The sequence below is a fragment of the Candidatus Pseudomonas auctus genome, assembly GCF_048654275.1.
GTDB lineage: Bacteria > Pseudomonadota > Gammaproteobacteria > Pseudomonadales > Pseudomonadaceae > Aquipseudomonas > Aquipseudomonas pharyngis.
In genome coordinates this window covers 78,083-93,578 of record NZ_JBJYZK010000015.1, presented here as the reverse complement: position 1 = coordinate 93,578, position 15,496 = coordinate 78,083, and the positions used below count along the sequence as shown (strand labels likewise).

At 62.3% G+C, this 15,496-nt stretch carries 13 protein-coding genes; 3 read left to right on the top strand and 10 right to left on the bottom strand.

All coding sequences use genetic code 11. From position 1 onward, the window contains the following. Window positions 1-117: 117 nt before the first annotated feature. The 5 genes from ACKUG4_RS23585 to ACKUG4_RS23565 all read right to left on the bottom strand — a co-directional run bounded on the left by ACKUG4_RS23585 (window position 118) and on the right by ACKUG4_RS23565 (window position 7,424). The gene (locus tag ACKUG4_RS23585; protein ID WP_102619669.1) at window positions 118-1,143 is read right to left on the bottom strand and encodes a putative 2-aminoethylphosphonate ABC transporter substrate-binding protein; all 1,026 of its coding nucleotides are present in this window, start codon (window positions 1,141-1,143) and stop codon (window positions 118-120) included. 48 nt (window positions 1,144-1,191) lie between these two features. Then, a complete protein-coding gene (locus ACKUG4_RS23580; protein ID WP_445434935.1) occupies window positions 1,192-2,916 on the bottom strand; it encodes a putative 2-aminoethylphosphonate ABC transporter permease subunit in 1,725 nt (574 codons plus the stop codon). Then, on the bottom strand, window positions 2,916-3,992 hold the full coding sequence (locus tag ACKUG4_RS23575) for a putative 2-aminoethylphosphonate ABC transporter ATP-binding protein (RefSeq protein ID WP_445434934.1): 1,077 nt from the start codon (window positions 3,990-3,992) through the stop codon (window positions 2,916-2,918). The genes ACKUG4_RS23580 and ACKUG4_RS23575 overlap by 1 nt, the downstream gene beginning before the upstream one ends. Window positions 3,993-4,234: 242 nt before the next feature. Then, entirely contained in the window at window positions 4,235-5,098 is an 864-nt protein-coding gene (locus ACKUG4_RS23570; RefSeq protein WP_064600177.1) for a LysR family transcriptional regulator, read from the bottom strand. 16 nt (window positions 5,099-5,114) lie between these two features. Beyond that, window positions 5,115-7,424, bottom strand: a complete 2,310-nt coding sequence (locus ACKUG4_RS23565; protein ID WP_445434933.1) for a heavy metal translocating P-type ATPase — start codon at window positions 7,422-7,424, stop codon at window positions 5,115-5,117. A gap of 84 nt (window positions 7,425-7,508) precedes the next feature. Between ACKUG4_RS23565 and cadR the strand changes: the two genes are divergently transcribed. Beyond that, window positions 7,509-7,958: a Cd(II)/Pb(II)-responsive transcriptional regulator gene (gene cadR, locus ACKUG4_RS23560; RefSeq protein ID WP_007953454.1), complete on the top strand. Its 450-nt coding sequence runs from the start codon at window positions 7,509-7,511 to the stop codon at window positions 7,956-7,958. 122 nt (window positions 7,959-8,080) lie between these two features. Here cadR and ACKUG4_RS23555 read toward each other — a convergent pair whose 3' ends face one another. The 3 genes from ACKUG4_RS23555 to ACKUG4_RS23545 form a co-directional block, all read right to left on the bottom strand. Then, complete coding sequence (locus ACKUG4_RS23555) at window positions 8,081-9,052, bottom strand: thymidylate synthase (RefSeq protein ID WP_074690109.1); 972 nt, start codon at window positions 9,050-9,052, stop codon at window positions 8,081-8,083. Window positions 9,053-9,102: 50 nt separating this feature from the next. After that, a complete protein-coding gene (lgt, locus tag ACKUG4_RS23550; protein ID WP_039767887.1) occupies window positions 9,103-9,918 on the bottom strand; it encodes a prolipoprotein diacylglyceryl transferase in 816 nt (271 codons plus the stop codon). A gap of 96 nt (window positions 9,919-10,014) precedes the next feature. Further along, entirely contained in the window at window positions 10,015-10,797 is a 783-nt protein-coding gene (locus ACKUG4_RS23545; protein ID WP_011336421.1) for a sulfite exporter TauE/SafE family protein, read from the bottom strand. Between the two features lie 131 nt (window positions 10,798-10,928). On the opposite strand from ACKUG4_RS23545, the gene ACKUG4_RS23540 reads away from it, so the two are divergent. Next, complete coding sequence (locus ACKUG4_RS23540) at window positions 10,929-11,675, top strand: NRDE family protein (protein WP_445434932.1); 747 nt, start codon at window positions 10,929-10,931, stop codon at window positions 11,673-11,675. 203 nt (window positions 11,676-11,878) lie between these two features. On the opposite strand, the gene ptsP is transcribed toward ACKUG4_RS23540, so the two are convergent. Together ptsP and ACKUG4_RS23530 are read right to left on the bottom strand one after the other, a co-directional pair. After that, window positions 11,879-14,158 (bottom strand): phosphoenolpyruvate--protein phosphotransferase, encoded by a 2,280-nt coding sequence (ptsP, locus tag ACKUG4_RS23535; protein WP_064600191.1) that lies wholly within the window; start codon window positions 14,156-14,158, stop codon window positions 11,879-11,881. A gap of 22 nt (window positions 14,159-14,180) precedes the next feature. After that, the gene (locus tag ACKUG4_RS23530) at window positions 14,181-14,660 is read right to left on the bottom strand and encodes an RNA pyrophosphohydrolase (RefSeq protein WP_003229203.1); all 480 of its coding nucleotides are present in this window, start codon (window positions 14,658-14,660) and stop codon (window positions 14,181-14,183) included. Between the two features lie 143 nt (window positions 14,661-14,803). Between ACKUG4_RS23530 and ACKUG4_RS23525 the strand changes: the two genes are divergently transcribed. Further along, window positions 14,804-15,460 (top strand): histidinol-phosphatase, encoded by a 657-nt coding sequence (locus ACKUG4_RS23525; RefSeq protein WP_039767882.1) that lies wholly within the window; start codon window positions 14,804-14,806, stop codon window positions 15,458-15,460. The last annotated feature ends 36 nt before the right edge of the window (window positions 15,461-15,496 follow it).

Sequence of the window (15,496 nt, the reverse complement as noted above, 5' to 3'; positions counted from 1 at the left end):
CTTAATGGGAGACCGCCTTCGCGAGCAAGCCCGCTCCCACAGGGATTTACGTTGTGAATGCGATCCAGTGTGGGAGCGGGCTTGCTCGCGAAGAGGCCCTGTCAGTCGATGAAATTCTTACTTGGCAGCGACTTTCTCGGACTTGCCGTCATAGCGCTTGCGCCATTCGGTCAGGATCTCGTCGCGGTTCTTCGAGGCCCAGGCGAAGTCGTTCTTGATCAGGCGCTGCTCGTAGTCGGCCGGCAGCTCGGTCTGCGGCTTGGCGATGCCCGGCTGGGCAAGGACAGCGAAGTTTTCCTTGTACAGGTCCATCGCCGGAGCGCTGGCGGAGAAGTCGGCCAGTTTTTTCGCGGCCTCTTCGTGCGGCGTGCCTTTGATCACGGCAGTCGCCTCGATCTCCCAGCCGAGGCCTTCCTTCGGCAGGATGATGTCCAGCGGTGCACCCTGGCGCTTGAGCTGAACGGCCGGGTATTCGAAGGAAATGCCGATCGGGAATTCGCCCGCCGCCGCCAGTTTGCAAGGCTTGGAACCGGAGTGAACGTACTGGCCGATGTTCTGGTGCAGGCCGTCCATGTAGGCCCAGCCCTGTTTCTCGCCGAAGGTTTGCAGCCAGGCGCTGACGTCAAGGAAACCGGTGCCGGACGAAGCCGGGTTCGGCATCACGATCTTGCCTTTGTACTCAGGCTTGGTCAGGTCCTGCCAGCTCACCGGTTTGGTCAGGCCCTGTTTCTCGGCCTCGACGGTGTTGAAGCAAATCGTCGCGGCCCAGACGTCCATGCCGACCCAAGCTGGCGGGTTGGCGGCGTCGCGGTAGTTCGCGCCGATCTTGCCCAGATCCTTAGGCGCATAGCTTTGCAGCATGCCTTGTTGATCGAGGATCGCCAGGCTCGATGCTGCCAGGCCCCACACCGCGTCAGCCTGCGGGCGCTCCTTTTCGGCCAGCAGTTTGGCGGTGATGATGCCGGTGGAGTCGCGCACCCACTTGATCTCGACGTCCGGGTTGGCCTTTTCGAAGGCCTCTTTGTAGGACTTCAACTGCTCGGCTTCGAGGGCGGTGTACACCGTCAACTCGGTTTTTGCCGCGAAGGCATTCAGGCTGAAAGTAGCGAGCACAGCAGCGGCCAGGGCCATAGGCTTGAACATGATCGTTTTCCTGTCTTTTGAGTTGAGGGGGAGTTGAACGGGATGGAATCAGTGGCCCGGCGCCGTTTGCCGCCAGGCCTGGGAACGGCGCAGCAAGCCGCGCGAAGCCCACGCCAGCAGCAAGGACACGCCCGCCGAGGTGAACAGAATCAGGGTCGACATCGCCGCCGCGCCGCCGACGTTGCCGGCGTCATCCATGTTCAGCACCGCCACCGCCGCAAGGATGGTGTCGGGGCTGTAGAGGAAAATAGCGGCGGACACGGTGGTCATGGCCGAGACGAACAGATAGCGCACGATGTCCAGCAGCGCCGGCAGACAGATCGGCACGGTGACCCGCAGGTAATGCCGGTAAAGCGGCGCCTTGAGCGACAGCGCGGCGGCTTCGAACTCGGTATCGAGCTGACGCAGCGCGGTGGTGGCGGTCATCTGCGCGGTGGTCAAATAGTGAGCAATGGTGCAGACGATCAGCAGGGTCATGGTTCCGTACAACACGTGCAGCGGGTTGCCGGTGAGGTTGAAAAAGAAGACGTAACCCAGACCCAGCACCAGCCCCGGCACCGCCATCGGTACGAAACTGAGCATGCGCAGTGTCAGATTGAGTCCGCGCTGGCTGCGGGTCTTTTCCATCAGGTAGGCGCCGGTGAAAATCAGCACGCTGCCGATCAGAGCCGTGCCCAGCGCCATCTTCAAACTGTTACCGTAGGCCAGCCAGCCACCGCCAGCGGTCTCGTTGAACTGATAGTGGTTGAGCGACAGCGACAGGTTGTACGGCCAGAACTTCACCAGCGACGAGAACACCGCCATGCCGAACACCAGCAGCAACGCAGCGCTGATCAGCAGGACCACGCTGAGATAAAAGGCATCGCGCTTCTTCGACGGTGCCGGTTTGAACACCTGGGCGCGGCCGCTCATGGAATCACCGTGACGCCGACGCAGCCAGGCATCGACGCCGAAGCTGAACAGTGCCGGCAGCAACAGAACCATGCCAATCAGCGCGCCGCGACCGAATTGCTGCTGGCCGACCACCGCTTTGTAGGCTTCCAGCGCCAGCACCTGATAGTCGCCACCGACCACCACCGGCACACCGAAGTCGGTGATGGTCAGGGTGAACACCAGACAGAACGCGGCGAACACAGCCTGACGGGTCGCGGGCCAGGTGATGCTGCGGAAGGCTTTCGCCGGGCTGGCACCCATGCTCGACGCAGCGTCGAACAATCGCGCATCCGCCAGCGACAGGGCTGACAGCAAAATCATCAAGGCGTGTGGGAAGGTGTAGATCGCCTCGCCCAGAACAATCCCCCAGAAACCGTAGATGTTGTCCGACAGCAGCCCGCGTAACAGGCCCTGATTGCCGAACAGGTAAACCAGCGCAATCCCCGGCAGCATCGACGGCGCCATCAGCGGCAGCAGGGAGATCCCGCGCCAGATGCCTTTTGCCGGAATCAACGTGCGTTGCAAGGCGTAGGCAAACAGGTAGGCCAGCGGTACGACGATCGCCGCGACGCTGAGGGAAACCTTCAGGCTGTTGCCGAGCAGCCAGTGGAAATTGTCACTGGTCACCAGCTCCTTGGCGGCGAGCCAGCCACCGCCCTGCCCGGCTTCGCTGCTGAAGCCGCGCCAGAAGATCGCCAGCAACGGCAACAACACCGCCACACCGAGCAACACCAGCAGCAGGAGTTTGCCGCCGAGGACGAAGATCCGGTCGCCGACCTCGGCCCCGGACACCTGCCGCGCCTGCTTTTGCGGGAGCGGCAGTGCGAGGTTGCTGTTCATCAGGCAAACACCTGCAGGCTGCGTGGCGGCAAGGCAACCATGATCTGCTGGGCACCGAGGCGCGGCATGGCTTCCGGTGCCAGTTCGGCGAGCAAGGCGTGACCGGGCAGTTGATCGAGCTCGAAGCTCATGCGGCAGCGGTTGCCGAGGAAGGTGATCTCACGGACTTTGGCCGGGAACAGGTTTTCTTCGTGCACCAGCGGATTGACGTTGATCGCTTCCGGACGGCAGAACAACCGGCCCGACGGACTATGGACGCTGCCGTCGGCCAGGCGCAGGTTCATCCCGCCGACCTTGGCGTGGCTGTCGCTGCTGCGCTGGAACGGCAGCCAGTTACCCTGGCCGACAAACTCCGCCACGAACGGCGTGGTCGGGCGGTTGTAGATTTCCTGCGGGGTGGCGTACTGCTCGACCTTGCCGTTGTTCATCACGGCGATGCGATCGGCCATCAGCATCGCTTCGTCCTGATTGTGGGTGACCATCAGGGTGGTGATGCCAAGGTTGCGTTGCAGTTGGCGCAGCTCGGTGCACAGATGCTCGCGGACGCGGGCATCGAGGGCCGACATCGGTTCGTCGAGCAACAACAGCGACGGTGCGGGGGCCAGGGCGCGGGCCAACGCCACCCGTTGCTGCTGGCCGCCGGACAACTGGCCCGGGTACTTTTTCTCACTGCCGCTGAGGCCGACCAGTTCCAGCATCTGACCGACGCGACGGCGCACTTCATCGCGACCGCTGCCGGCGAGGCCGTAGGCAATGTTCGCTTCGACGGTCAGATTGGGGAACAACGCGTAGGACTGGAACAGGATGCCGTAATCCCGAGCCTGGGGCGCGAGGTGGGAAACGTCGCGCTCGCCGAGGTACAACTCGCCGCTGTCTTGTTTCTCCAGACCGGCGATACAACGCAACAAAGTGGTTTTGCCACAGCCCGACGGGCCGAGCAGGCACACCAGCTCACCGGCCGCGACATCGAGGGAGACGTTATCCAGCGCCGTGAAAGCGCCGAAGCGCTTCTGCACGCCGCGCACTTTCATCGGTGCGCCGGGGTTGGTCAGGGCAGTTGCGATTGCTGGGTTCATGGACAGGCCTCATCAAGCAGATGAGACGAATCCTAGAGTTGTAATGCGTCGGTCATATGGCAACAAGGCAAAATCGACCGATAGTGGTATTCAGGGATTTTGGTTCAGTTCTCAAGTCCTGCGTTACCTAGTCCGACGCCTTCGCGAGCAAGCCCGCTCCCACAGGGGATAGTGTTCACAACACAGATCCGATGTGGGAGCGGGCTTGCTCGCTAAGGGGCCGGCACAGGCACTGAAACATCTCAGGCCGGGGACATTTCCTGCGCCAGGCCGAGAAACGCCGCCGGCAACCGGGCGTTCTTCCGTTCCTTGAGGCAGTAGAGGTATTCGGGAATCTGCGGCGCATTTTCGAGGGTCAACACCCGCAATTGCGGATCGTGCGGCACTTCCTGGCGGGCGATGATGCTGATGCCGATGTTGCGCAGCACCGCTTCGCGGATCGACTCACGGCTGCCGATCTCCAGCAGCGGGCCGAAACTGACGCCGGCACTGGCCAGCAATTCTTCGGTCAGGCGACGGGTGGTCGAGCCCGGCTCACGCATCAACAGGGTATGCCCGGCCAGTGCGCTCAGCGTCACATGGTCATGCGCCGCCAGCGGATGATTGCGATGCACCGCCAGCACCAGCGGGTCGCTGCCCAACACCCGACGGATCAGCCGCGCATCGTCGAGCAATTGCGACGACGCCGCGACATCCACCCGGTAATCCTCCAGCGCTTCGAGCACCTGCTGCGAATTGCCGATTTCCACCGACACCTCCACCTGCGGCAGGCGCTCGCGGAAGGTCTTCACCAGATCGAGGATGTAATACGGCGCGGTGGCGGCAATGCGCAGCGTGCCCTGCACCTGGCCGCTGTTGCGCAGGAAGAATTCGATATCGGCTTCCTGCTGCAACAAGGCTTTGACCATCGGCAAAAGCCGCGCGCCTTCGTCGCTGACGCTCAGACGCCGGCCGCCACGGTAGAACAGCTCAACCGAGTACTGGCTTTCCAGATTGCGGATCTGGGTGGTCACGGTCGGTTGGCTGAGGCCGAGCTTTTTCGCCGCCAGCGTGATGCTGCCCAAACGGGCCACCATGTAAAACGCTTTCAGCTCGGCACTCAGCACAACCGCCCCTCTTCCTCTATTTGCGCAGCAGGCGCAAACCGTTGAACACCACCAGCAGGCTCACGCCCATGTCGGCAAACACCGCCATCCACATGGTGGCGAGCCCGGCGAAGGTTACCCCAAGAAAGATCGCTTTGATCACCAGCGCCAGCGCGATGTTCTGTTTGAGGATAGCGGCGGTATGGCGCGACAGGCTGATGAACGCCGGAATCTTGCGCAGATCATCGTCCATCAGGGCGACATCGGCGGTTTCGATCGCCGTGTCGGTGCCTGCCGCCGCCATCGCAAAACCGATTTCGGCGCGAGCCAGTGCCGGCGCATCGTTGATGCCGTCGCCGACCATGCCGACCCGACGGCCCTGCGCATACAGGTCTTCGATGGCTTGCAGTTTGTCGGTTGGCAGCAAGTCGCCCCTGGCCTGATCGATCCCGACCTGCGCCGCAATCGCCTGCGCGGTGTGGACGTTGTCGCCGGTGAGCATCAGGGTTTTCACGCCCAGTTCGTGCAACTGGCGAATGGCTTCGCGGCTGGTTTCCTTGACGGTATCGGCCACGGCGAACAGCGCCAGCGGGCCGGAGCGGTCGAGCAGCAGCACCACGGACTTGCCCTGTTTCTCCAGCGCGAACAGTTTTTCTTCCAGTTGCGGCGAGCACAGGCCCAGTTCTTCCACCAGTCGGTGGTTGCCCAAGTGGTAGATCTGACCGTTGACCTCGCCTTTTACCCCACGGCCGGCCAGCGCTTCGAAGTTATCCACAAGCAGAGTCGCGAGACCTTTATCCACAGCCGCGTTGGCGATGGCCAGCGATACCGGGTGATCGGAGCGACCGGCCAGAGCGGCGGCAATCGCCGGGGCCATGGCGTCGGCAGTCGGGTCGAGGGACAGGTAATCGGTCTGCACCGGTTTGCCGTGGGTGAGGGTGCCGGTCTTGTCGAGGGCCAGATAGTCGAGCTTGAAACCGCCCTCCAGGTACACGCCGCCCTTGACCAGAATGCCTTTGCGCGCCGCTGCGGCGAGGCCACTGACGATGGTCACCGGGGTGGAAATAACAAGCGCACACGGGCAAGCGACCACCAGCAGCACCAGCGCGCGGTAGATCCAGTCGAACCACGCGGCGCCCATGAACAGCGGCGGGATGATCGCCACGGCCAGGGCCAGGACGAAGACCACCGGTGTGTAGATTTTCGAGAATTGATCGACGAAGCGCTGGGTCGGCGCCCGCGCGCCTTGCGCCTGTTCCACGGCGTGGATGATCCGCGCCAGGGTGGAATTGTTCGCCGCTGCGGTCACCGAATATTCCAGCGAACCGGCCTGGTTGATGGTGCCCGCAAAGACTTTGTCGCCGACGGTTTTCTCCACCGGCAGGCTTTCACCGGTGATCGGCGCCTGATCGATGGTCGAACTGCCACTCACGACTTCGCCGTCCAGCGCGATGCGCTCGCCGGGTTTCACCCGCACGCGGGCGCCGAGATCGATGCTTTTGACATCCAGTTCGACCCAGTTACCGTCCGCCTGCAACACCGTCGCCTGCTCCGGCGTCATCTGCATCAGGCCGCTGATGGCGTTGCGCGCACGATCCAGCGAGCGCGCTTCGATCAGCTCGGCCACGGTGAACAGGAACATCACCATCGCCGCTTCCGGCCATTGGCCGATCAACACGGCGCCGGTCACGGCGATGCTCATCAGGGCGTTGATGTTGAGGTTGCGGTTCTTCAGGGCGATCCAGCCCTTCTTGTAGGTGGTGAGGCCGCCGCTGAGGATCGAGATCAGCGCGATGATCGCTACGACCCAAGTCGGGGCGGCGCTGGTGAAGTGGATCACTTCGGCGGCCAGCGCACCGATGCCGGACAGCGCCAGCGGCCACCAGTGTTTTTTCACCGGCGCTGGCGTTGGCGTTTCAACGCCCGCCTCCAGTGGCTCGGCCTGCATGCCCAGGGATTTGATCGCGTCGATGATCGGCGCGGTGTCCGGCAGATTGTGGGTCACGCCGAGCACGCGGTTGATCAGGTTGAATTCCAGCTGCTGGATCCCGGCCAGTTTGCCGAGCTTGTTCTGGATCAGCGTCTGCTCCGTCGGGCAGTCCATCGCCTCGATGCGGAAGCTGCTCAGCCGGGCGTCAGCGCTTTTTGCCTCGCTCAGTTGAACAAGCGAAGGTGCGGCGACTTTCGACGAACAGCACGAGTCTTCGCTCGAATGAGCCGGCGCAGGCGTAACGGTTTTCGACCCGCAGCAGGAATCGCCGCCGTGGGCATGTTTATGCACAGGCTGCAGTTTGTGACTGTGATCGTGCCCGTCGCCGGGCTTGTGGGTGTGCAGGGAATCGCTCATTGGTCGCGTCCATGAAGGTGCCTGTTGCCAAGTAAAGACCCTGTAGCCACTATAGGGTCAAGCACCCTTTTGGAGATTGCCGCCATGAAGATCGGAGAACTGGCGAAACAGACCGATTGCGCCGTGGAAACCATCCGCTACTACGAGCGCGAAAACCTGCTGCCGGAACCAGCCCGCAGCGACGGCAACTACCGCGTCTACACCCAGGCCCACGCCGAGCGCCTGACCTTCATCCGCAACTGCCGCACCCTCGACATGACCCTCGAAGAAATCCGCAGCCTGCTCGCCTTGCGCGACAGCCCGCAGGATCAGTGCGAAAGCGTGAATGCGCTGATCGACGAGCACATCCAGCACGTCAAGGCGCGGATCGATGGGTTACTGGCGTTGCAGACGCAACTGCTCGACCTGCGCCAGCGCTGTGGCGAAGGGCCGGAGGCGGATCAGTGCGGGATCCTGCAGCGGCTGGAGGTTAGTGGCGGGGTTGTGGCGGCGGAGGTTGAGCATTCGCATGTGGGCCGCAGTCACGGCCACTGACAAAACCACAAAACATTGTGGGAGCTGGCTTGCCAGCGATAGCGGTTTTACAGACACATCAATGTTGGATGTGCTGCCGTCATCGCTGGCAAGCCAGCTCCCACAGGTTTGATGGCAGGCTGTCAGACCGCCATCGGCGCGGTCATCGGCGCATGGTGCTCGTAGCCTTCCAGCGAAAAATCACTCGGTTCCACCAGCTCCAGCCATTCCGGCTGATACAAACCCGTCTTGGCGAACTCCGGCACGCGGTCCGAAATCTTCAGCTTCGGCATGGCGAACGGCTCGCGCTTGAGCTGTTCGTTGAGCATGTCCAGGTGGTTTTCGTAGACGTGGGCGTCACCGATGAAATAGGTGAACCAGCGCGGCGTGTAGCCGGTCAGGCGACCGATCAGGCTCAGCAGCGCGGCGCCTTCGGTGAGGTTGAACGGTGTGCCCAGGCCCAGGTCGTTGGAGCGGATGTAGAGGGTCAGAGAAATTTCCTTGGTCTCGACATTCGGGTGGAACTGGTACAGCAGATGGCACGGCGGCAAGGCCATTTCATCGAGCTGGGCGCAGTTCCAGCCGTGGAACAGGATGCGGCGGCTGCCCGGGTCCTTGATGATCGTGTCGACGCACTGGCGCACCTGATCGATGGCTTTGTACAGCACCACATAGGCCTGGCCGTCTTCTTCGCCCTGGGCAATCTGCTTGTAGCCGTTGCTCAGGGTTTGTTCGATGGCGGCGGTGTTGCTCAGCGGGATCTGCTTGTACGCCGGCCATTTGCGCCATTGCACGCCGTAGATCTCGCCGAGGTCGTCTTCGCCCTGGCGGAACGGGTTGGCCAGCCACTGAGCGTTTTCGTTGGCGTTCTGATCCCAGACCTTGCAGCCCAGCGCACGGAATTCGGCGGCGTTGTTCACGCCACGCAAAAAGCCGCACATCTCGCCGATGGCCGATTTGAAGGCCATCTTGCGGGTGGTGATCGCCGGGAAACCTTCCTGCAGATCGAAGCGCAGCATGGCGCCCGGAAAGCTGATGGTGTTCACGCCGGTACGGTTGGCCTGTTTGGTGCCGTTGTTGATGACGTGCGACACCAGATCGAGATATTGCTTCATGAGTTACCTGTGTCCTTGAGCCCCGGCAGACATCGCCGGGGTTCGAATATTTAAGCTGTCGGTGCAACCGGCGCCGCCGGGGCGCGGTGGTAGGCCAGCCAGATCAGGAACAGCCCGCCGATGATCATCGGTACGCAGAGCACCTGACCCATGGTCAGCCAGTTCCAGGCCAGATAGCCCAGTTGCGCGTCCGGCACGCGGACGAATTCGACGATGAAACGGAAGATGCCATAAAACAGCGCGAACATGCCCGAGACCGCCATGGTCGGCCGTGGCTTGCGCGAGAACAGCCAGAGGATCAGGAACAGCGCCACGCCTTCCAGTGCGAACTGATACAGCTGCGACGGGTGACGCGGCAGTTGCGCCGGGTCGCTGAACGGCGGGAACACCATGGCCCACGGCACGTCGGTGGCCTTGCCCCACAACTCGGCGTTGATGAAGTTGCCGATACGCCCGGCGCCCAGGCCGATCGGCACCATCGGCGCGACGAAGTCCATCAGCTGGAAGAACGACTTGCCGTTACGCTTGCCGAACCACAACGCGGCCAGCATCACGCCGATGAAACCGCCGTGGAACGACATGCCGCCCTTCCACACTTCGAAAATCAGTGTCGGGTTGGCCAGGTAAGCGCTCAGGTCATAGAACAGCACATAACCCAGACGCCCGCCGACAATCACCCCCATCGACAGCCAGAACACCAGGTCGGACAGTTTTTCCTTGGTCCAGGTCGGGTCGAAACGGTTGAGCCGGCGCGATGCCAGCAGCCACGCGCCGCCGATGCCGACCAGGTACATCAGGCCGTACCAGTGGATTTTCAGCGGACCGATGGCCAAAGCCACCGGATCGATCTGCGGGTAAGGCAGCATTGCGACTCCTCGTTAGCGTTCAAATCTTCAAAAATTCCCGGGCGACGCTGTCACCTCAGGATTAAGCCAGGATTGCGACCTGCCAAAACACACGGCTCAGAACAGAAAGCTCAGGCCCACGCAAAACAGCAAAGCCGCGAACAGCCGTTTCAGCAACTTCGGCGACAACCTGTGCGCCAGCCGCGCGCCGAGACGGGCGAACACCATGCTGGTCAGGGCAATGCCCAAAAGCGCCGGCAAATACACAAAACCGAGACTATGGGCCGGCAGCAACGGATCATGCCAGCCCAGAATCATGAAACTTATGGCACTGGCGACGGCGATCGGCAGGCCACAGGCCGACGAGGTCGCCACCGCCTGCTGCATCGGCACGCTGCGCCATGTCAGGAACGGCACGGTCAGCGAGCCGCCGCCAATCCCGAAAATCGCCGAAGCCCAGCCGATCACACTGCCGGCCACGGTCAGACCGAGTTTACCCGGCACCGTTCGGCTGGCCTTGGGTTTGACGTCCAGCGCCAACTGCGCCGCAATCACCAGGGCGAACACACCGATGATCTTTTGCAGGTTCGGGCCGGAGATCGCTTCGGCGGTCAATGCACCGAAACCGGCGCCGAGCAGAATGCCCACGGTCATCCAGCGGAAAATCGGCCAGCGCACCGCACCGCGCCGGTGATGCTCACGCACGGCGTTGACCGAGGTGAAGATGATCGTCGCCAGGGACGTGCCGACCGCCAGATGGGTCAGGATCGACGGATCGAAGCCCTGCAAGGTGAAACTGAACACCAGCACCGGGACGATGATGATCCCGCCGCCCACCCCGAACAGCCCGGCCAGTACGCCCGCACAGGCGCCCAGCGCCAGATAGAGCAGAAATTCCATGGCTGCCTCCCAAGGCGCGTCCCCAAAACCGGAGCGGCATGGTAACGGATGGATACCCTTCGGCTCCACTGGCGATGGATGCACGGACGATGTCTGCGTAGAGTGGGCAAAAAACACACAAGGACCACCTTATGTGCCTGATCGTTTTCGCCTGGCGGCCGGGGCATGCCCAGCCGCTGATCGTCGCGGCCAACCGTGACGAGTTCTACGCCCGGCCCAGCCTGCCGCTGGCCCAGTGGCCCGAATCGCCGCAGGTTCACGCCGGTCGCGATCTCGAGGCTGGGGGAACCTGGCTCGGCCTGGGTGCCAACGGTCGATTCGCTGCGCTAACCAACATTCGTGATCCGCATCAACCGCCGGCGCGACGCTCTCGGGGCGAGCTGGTGGCGGGTTTTCTCACCGGAAACCTGTCGATCGATGACTATTTGTCCGACGTTGTCGCCCGTTCGCCGGACTATGCCGGCTTCAACCTGCTGCTGGGCAATGCCAACGAGCTGTGGCACTTCAATGCGCGGTCTTCGGAACCGGTGATGTTGCAGCCCGGCGTCTATGGTCTGTCCAACGCCGGGCTGGATACGCCGTGGCCGAAACTGCTCAAGGCGAAGACGGCATTGAGTGCGGTGCTGGATGATCCGCAGCCCGAGCGGTTGTTGGCTTTATTGAGTGATGCGCAAACGGCACCGTTTGCTGATCTACCGGATACCGGTGTGGGATTGGCGACCGAGTCGTTGTTGTCGAGTGTGTTTATTGCCAGCCAGAGCTATGGGACGCGGGCGAGTACGGCGTTGATTGTGCAGGCGGACGGGACGCGGCGGATGGTTGAGCGGAGTTTCGGGCCGTATGGCGGGCACTTGGGGGAAGTTGAGATTTACCTTTAAAAGCAAGCCCTCATCGGAACGCCGCCCGCCCAGCCCTCTCCCGGAGGGAGAGGGAGCCGACCGAGTTGTTCTTTCGAGGTACATCGACCTGATCTATTGAGTCGAACTCAGGTTTTGAACAGCGTGGAGATCTGCTCCCTTTCCCCCTCTCCCCTTTGGGGAGAGGGTTGGGGTGAGGGGTGGCTTTTGAATACGCCAATGATTCAGAGGGGTTTTACAGCCGCCGGATTGACCATCTTCGCCAACCCGAGGTTCTTCAGCGCCAGTTGCAGCGAGCTGTGGATCACCTGTGGGTTGTCGATGGTCATCAGTTCCGCCAGCAGATCCTTGGCCTTGCTCAGGTTGATCTGGCGCAGCATCCACTTCACCTTCGGCAGGTTGGTGGCGTTCATCGACAGGCTGTCGAAACCCATCGCCATCAACAGCACCGCGGCCGCCGGGTCACCGGCCATCTCGCCGCAGATGCTCACCGGCTTGCCTTCGGCATGGGCGTCGCGCACTACGGTTTGCAGGGCTTGCAGCACCGCCGGGTGCAGGTAGTCGTAGAGATCGGCCACCCGCGGGTTGTTGCGGTCCACCGCCAGCAGGTACTGGGTCAGGTCGTTGGAGCCGACCGACAGGAAGTCCACCATCCGCGCCAGCTCTTTGGTCTGGTAAACCGCCGCAGGAATTTCGATCATCACGCCCACCGGCGGCATCGGCACGTCGGTGCCTTCGTCGCGCACTTCACCCCAGGCCCGGTGGATCAGGTGCAGCGCCTCTTCGAGTTCGTGGATGCCGGAGATCATCGGCAGCAGGATCCGCAGGTTGTTCAGGCCTTCACTGGCCTTGAGCATCGCGCGGGTCTGCACCAGGAAGATTTCCGGGTGGTCGAGGGTCACGCGAATCCCGCGCCAGCCGAGGAACGGGTTGTCTTCCTTGATCGGGAAGTACGACAGCGACTTGTCGCCGCCGATGTCCAGACTGCGCATGGTCACCGGTTGCGGATGGAACGCGGCAAGCTGCTCGCGGTAGATCGCCAGTTGTTCCTTCTCGCTCGGGAAGCGCTGGTTGATCATGAACGGCACTTCGGTGCGGTACAGACCAACGCCTTCGGCGCCACGCTTCTGCGCCCGCGCCACGTCCGCCAGCAGGCCGGTGTTGACCCACAGCGGCATGCGGTGGCCGTCCAGGGTCACACACGGCAGGTCGCGCAGGGTATCGAGCCCCAGCGCCAGTTGCTTCTCTTCCTCCACCACCTCGGTGAACTGTTTGCGCAGCACTTCGCTGGGGTTGGTGTAAACCTCGCCCCGTGTGCCGTCGACGATCATTTCGATGCCGTCGACCTTGGCGTACGGCAGATCGACCAGACCCATTACAGTCGGGATACCCATGGCCCGGGCCAGGATCGCGACGTGGGAGTTGCCCGAACCGAGTACCGACACGAGACCGACCAGCGTGCCTTCCGGCACCTCGCCGAGCATCGCCGGCGTCAGTTCTTCGCTGACCAGAATGGTTTTTTCCGGGTAGACCAGGTTCTGCTGACGCTCTTCCTGCAAATAGGCGAGCAGCCGGCGGCCCAGGTCCTTGACGTCCGACGCCCGCTCCCGCAGGTACTCGTCGTCCATCAGATCGAAACGGTTGACGTGATCGGTCACGACCTGGCGCAGCGCGCCCTGGGCCCATTGACCGGTCTTGATCACGTTGGTGATTTCACTGCCCAGCGAGGCATCGTCGAGCATCATCAGGTAGACGTCGAACAGCGCGCGCTCTTCCGGCCGCAGCTGGGTCGCCAGTTTGGCCGACAACGCACGCATGTCGGCGCGCACGCCTTCGATGGCGGTCTTGAACAGCGCCAGTTCCGCGTCGATGTCGGTGATGGTCTTGTCCGGCACCACGTCCAGATCCGCCGGTGGCAGCATGACCACCGCGGTACCGACCGCCGCACCCGGCGAACCCGGCACGCCGACGAACTTGGCTTCCTGAATGCCCTTGCCCTGACGGCCCAGACCACGGATCGAGCCGGTGGCCTCGGCGTGGGCGATTACGCCCGCGAGCTGCGCGCTCATGGTCACGAGGAAGGCTTCTTCACCCTCATCGAACTGGCGGCGTTCTTTCTGCTGGATGACCAACACGCCGACGACGCGGCGGTGGTGAATGATCGGCGCCCCGAGGAACGAGGCGTAGCGCTCCTCGCCGGTCTCGGCGAAGTAGCGGTAGCGCGGGTGATCCGCGGCGTTTTCGAGGTTCAGGGGTTCTTCACGCGTGCCGACCAGGCCGACCAGACCTTCGTTGGGTGCCATGCTGACCTTGCCGATCGAGCGCTTGTTCAAGCCCTCGGTGGCCATCAGCACGAAGCGGTTGGTCTCTGGATCAAGCAGGTAGACCGAGCAGACCTGGCTGCCCATGGCCTCTTTGACGCGCAACACAATAATCCCCAACGCCGCCTTGAGATCCTTGGCGGAGTTAACTTCCTGGACGATCTTGCGCAGCGTATTGAGCATGGCTCGGGGTCGAACTCCGTCGTCAGTCGCGCGCTAAAAGGCGCGGGGCAAGCTCTTTGAGAGCGCGGCGATACACTTCGCGCTTGAATGTCACCACCTGGCCCAACGGATACCAATAACTGACCCAGCGCCAGCCATCGAACTCCGGTTTACCGGTCAAATCCATCCGCACCCGCTGCTCGTTGGAGATCAGGCGCAGGAGAAACCATTTCTGTTTCTGGCCGATGCACAGTGGTTGGCTGTGGGTTCGCACCAGACGTTGCGGCAAACGATAGCGCAACCAGCCCCGGGTACAGGCGAGAATTTCAACATCTTCGCGTTCCAGGCCAACTTCTTCGTTCAGCTCGCGGTACAAGGCGTCTTCGGGCGTCTCCTCGGGGTTGATTCCCCCTTGCGGAAACTGCCAGGCATCCTGATTGATACGGCGAGCCCATAGCACCTGGCCGGCGTCATTCGTCAGAATGATCCCGACATTAGGGCGGAAACCATCGGGGTCGATCACGGCAACAACCTCGCAAACGCATGTCGCCGCATTGTTCCACAAAGGTTGTGAAGGCGGCAACGAAGGTTCCGAGCTTATGTGCACTCTTGTGAAAAGACCGTATTCTTGTGGCCTTTTTACTGACTTTTCAGCGGGTAACTGCAATGCGCCTGGCTTTATTCGATTTGGACAACACCCTTCTGGGCGGCGACAGCGATCACGCCTGGGGCGATTATCTGTGCGAACGCGGCTTCCTCGACCCGATCGCCTACAAGGCGCGCAACGACGAGTTCTATCAGGATTACCTGGCCGGCAAACTGGATAACGCCGCTTACCTGAACTTCTGCCTGGAAATCCTCGGCCGCACCGAGATGGCCGTGCTTGAGCAGTGGCACAGCGATTACATGCGCGACTGCATCGAGCCGATCGTCCTGCCCAAGGCGCTCGATCTGCTGAAAAAGCACCGCGATGCCGGCGACAAACTGGTGATCATCACCGCCACCAACCGCTTTGTCACCGCGCCGATCGCCGTGCGCCTGGGCGTCGAAACCCTGATCGCCACCGAGTGCGAGATGCAGGACGGTCGCTACACCGGACGCAGCACCGACGTGCCGTGCTTCCGCGAAGGCAAGGTGACGCGCCTGAACCGCTGGCTGGAAGAAACCGGATATTCGCTGGAAGGCAGCTACTTCTACAGCGACTCAATGAATGACCTGCCGCTGCTGGAGCAGGTGACGAATCCGGTGGCGGTCGACCCGGATCCGAACCTGCTGGCCGAAGCCGAGAAACGTGGCTGGCCCGTCATCAGTCTGCGCGGCTGATATCGCCATCGCTGGCAAAGTCGAATCGCCACACCG

Coding starts and splice junctions, on each gene's coding strand:
- ACKUG4_RS23575 (WP_445434934.1), bottom strand. CDS start 3,992: ATGAACCCAGCAATCGCAACTGCCCTGACCAACCCCGGCGCACCGATG.
- ACKUG4_RS23525 (WP_039767882.1), top strand. CDS start 14,804: ATGCGCCTGGCTTTATTCGATTTGGACAACACCCTTCTGGGCGGCGAC.
- lgt (WP_039767887.1), bottom strand. CDS start 9,918: ATGCTGCCTTACCCGCAGATCGATCCGGTGGCTTTGGCCATCGGTCCG.
- ACKUG4_RS23555 (WP_074690109.1), bottom strand. CDS start 9,052: ATGAAGCAATATCTCGATCTGGTGTCGCACGTCATCAACAACGGCACC.
- ptsP (WP_064600191.1), bottom strand. CDS start 14,158: ATGCTCAATACGCTGCGCAAGATCGTCCAGGAAGTTAACTCCGCCAAG.
- ACKUG4_RS23545 (WP_011336421.1), bottom strand. CDS start 10,797: ATGGAATTTCTGCTCTATCTGGCGCTGGGCGCCTGTGCGGGCGTACTG.
- ACKUG4_RS23540 (WP_445434932.1), top strand. CDS start 10,929: ATGTGCCTGATCGTTTTCGCCTGGCGGCCGGGGCATGCCCAGCCGCTG.
- ACKUG4_RS23565 (WP_445434933.1), bottom strand. CDS start 7,424: ATGAGCGATTCCCTGCACACCCACAAGCCCGGCGACGGGCACGATCAC.
- ACKUG4_RS23580 (WP_445434935.1), bottom strand. CDS start 2,916: ATGAACAGCAACCTCGCACTGCCGCTCCCGCAAAAGCAGGCGCGGCAG.
- ACKUG4_RS23585 (WP_102619669.1), bottom strand. CDS start 1,143: ATGTTCAAGCCTATGGCCCTGGCCGCTGCTGTGCTCGCTACTTTCAGC.
- cadR (WP_007953454.1), top strand. CDS start 7,509: ATGAAGATCGGAGAACTGGCGAAACAGACCGATTGCGCCGTGGAAACC.